Origin of the sequence: Winogradskyella sp. ECml5-4, from assembly GCF_036903175.1 — a bacterium.
GTDB lineage: Bacteria > Bacteroidota > Bacteroidia > Flavobacteriales > Flavobacteriaceae > Winogradskyella > Winogradskyella damuponensis.
Map to the genome: position 1 here is coordinate 1 of NZ_JAYJLF010000045.1, position 2639 is coordinate 2639.

General features: G+C 33.0%; 3 protein-coding genes. All 3 read left to right on the forward strand.

Annotated features, from left to right (window positions below; translation table 11 throughout):
* The first annotated feature begins 469 nt into the window (after window positions 1-469).
* Entirely contained in the window at window positions 470-865 is a 396-nt protein-coding gene (locus VDP25_RS17465; RefSeq protein ID WP_334471897.1) for a hypothetical protein, read from the forward strand.
* A 39-nt stretch (window positions 866-904) separates the two neighbouring features.
* Complete coding sequence (locus VDP25_RS17470; RefSeq protein WP_334471899.1) at window positions 905-1213, forward strand: hypothetical protein; 309 nt, start codon at window positions 905-907, stop codon at window positions 1211-1213.
* A 157-nt stretch (window positions 1214-1370) separates the two neighbouring features.
* Entirely contained in the window at window positions 1371-2396 is a 1026-nt protein-coding gene (locus VDP25_RS17475) for a DUF4062 domain-containing protein (protein WP_334471901.1), read from the forward strand.
* The last annotated feature ends 243 nt before the right edge of the window (window positions 2397-2639 follow it).

The following is a 2639-nucleotide window of genomic DNA, read 5'->3' on the forward strand; positions in this document are numbered from 1 at the left end:
AAACGCATTAAGATCGTTCTCTATTTGCAATTTTTATTGTTTTAACTAACCTTTTGAGTTTTTCAAACATTGTCTAAAAGTCATGCGTTAGCAAGTTTGCGCTGAAAAATAAAAAAAGGCGTCAGTGCTTTAGTCGAATAAGCAAACACATGCGTGAATTGGACACAGCTTATCTGCAATGGCTTCTTAAATAAAAAACCTATAATCGTGTTCAGCATTTCTGCTAACTCTAGGTTACGCATTTAAAGTGTTTGCTTTCGGCTGGAAAAATAACACCTCTGCTTTACCAAAGTCTATGCGCGCCTACTCATAGCTAACAATGTATATAATTCATAGCTGCTTCTCGCCTACTGTCGAAAAACCTCGCGGTTTTTCTATTTCCGTTATTATTTACTAACTTACTTGCTTAAATAACGCTACAAATCATATACGAGACCGTTAGGCAACATTTGAGAATAACATTAATCTAATGGAATTAAAACGAATATCTGGACAACAAAAAAGAACATTGCTTGAGTTTTATGAACCAAAGGAATGGCCTTCTCAATGGAAAAAGATGCCTGAAATGATGTGTGGATTAATTAAGGCATTGGAATCAATTGACCACGAACCTGTTTGGGTGTTTACATCGCACGCTGAACTATTATTCACGAACAAAGATGACTACCAAGATTGGCAGGTTTTAGTGAAAATAATTGAAATGGATACAAAGCAATATTATAAAATAACTGTTGCACAAGACAATCCGTGGCATCATTTGACTGGATTTGCGGATAATACCAAAGAAGCAGCGGAATTAGTAATATCTGGATTGTCAGTTGCTGTAGTTGGAAAAAATCGGAATATATTTTTGGACTCGAATTAATAAACGAGAAAGTTTCTCGATATTTAAAATATGAACTATTTGAATTCAATACTAAAGACATTTAAAGAGCACCAAATTTCTGAAGACTTGGAATTAAAAATATTGGAATTTAATAAATCTGAACGCTATCCAAGTAGTGAGGGAATTCAATTTGAATCAAACCATTTTGCAGGAGAAATATTTTATTACTCTGGAGATGAAATGAAATATTGTGAAATGGAATTTTTAATCTATTTGGGAGAGAATTACAAAACAAAAATAGTTGAGGAAATAGACCCAATAAAAATAGAAAAAAGGATAACTGAATTTTTAAACGAACGAATGAACGAATTAAAAAACGTTGCCTAACAATGGCTATAAGTAATTGCTTGTCCTCGCCTACTTCTGAAAATCCTCGCGGATTTTCAGTTTGGTGTGTACTTGCAAAGTTAAGTACTAACCCACGCAACTACTCATAGCCGAGACCGTTGCCAACAATTAAAACCTAAACTGCTGAAATAAATTAATGGAGAAAAGATATCAAGTATTTGTAAGTTCAACTTATGTCGACTTAATCGAGGAACGAAATGAAATTATGCAAGCACTTCTTGAATTGGAGTGTATGCCAGCAGGAATGGAATTGTTTCCAGCAGCTAACGACACTCAATGGGAATGGATTAAAAAAGTAATAGACGAATCTGACTATTATATTGTCGTTATTGGAGACAGGTATGGTTCGATATCTGAAAAAACAGGCTTAAGCTATACTGAAATGGAATATCGATATGCCTTAGAAACTAACAAGCCAATAATTGGGTTCGTACACCAAAATCCAGGAAAATTAAGTGCTGACCGAATTGAAAAAAGTGAAGAGAATAGAAAAAAACTGAAAGAGTTTAAAAATTTAGTACAAAGTAAACTTTGTAAATTCTATAACAGTCCAGAAGATTTAGGCTCAAAAGTTAGTAGAAGCATAATTCAATTAAGGAAACAATACCCAGCAGTTGGTTGGGTACGAGCAAATACACTTGAAAACTACACTTCAACAGTAGAGTATATTCAGTTACTTAAAGAAAACGAAGAACTGAAAAATCAAATTATAAAGTTTGAGAATGAAAAACCAATGATGTCAGGCAGACTATCAAGTGGAAAAGATGAATTTGAAATTCATTATTCATACTCAATAAGAGAACAACAGAAAGACAATCCAATGTCGTGGAAAAAAGTCGGAAATGGAAAAGATTCGATTACATTAAGTTGGGATGAGATTTTTACATATGTTGCTCTTGACATAATTAATAACTCTTCAAGAAACTCTTTTAGAGTAAATGACCCATTTCCAACTATAATAAAAGAAAAAGAAAGAGAAAAGTTGGAAATTAAACACCAAAATAAAAGGGTGCAAGATTTTAAAACAGACATTGATGATTTCAATAAAATATTACTTCAATTGAGAGCTTTAAAGTTCATAAAAAAAGGAAATTATGACTCTTGGCAATTGACGGACAATGGGGAATATTATTTAGCGGAATTGAAATGTGAAAAAAAATAACTGTTGGCAACAACGTGTATAATTAATGGCTAGTACTTGCCTACTTACGAAAATCCTCGCGGATTTTCTATTCGGTTTTTATTTGCTAAATTATGTGCTTAAACACGCCACTAATCATACACAAGACCGTTAGCAATAATAGTCGCAAACAAACTTCCGTTCCTCTTTAGAAGATTAAAGCCTCTCGTTTTGCCGTTTCCTTTTCTGTGAACTTCGTGCTATTATTCCTTTTTTTAAAATAAA

Coding starts and splice junctions, on each gene's coding strand:
- VDP25_RS17465 (WP_334471897.1), top strand. CDS start 470: ATGGAATTAAAACGAATATCTGGACAACAAAAAAGAACATTGCTTGAG.
- VDP25_RS17475 (WP_334471901.1), top strand. CDS start 1,371: ATGGAGAAAAGATATCAAGTATTTGTAAGTTCAACTTATGTCGACTTA.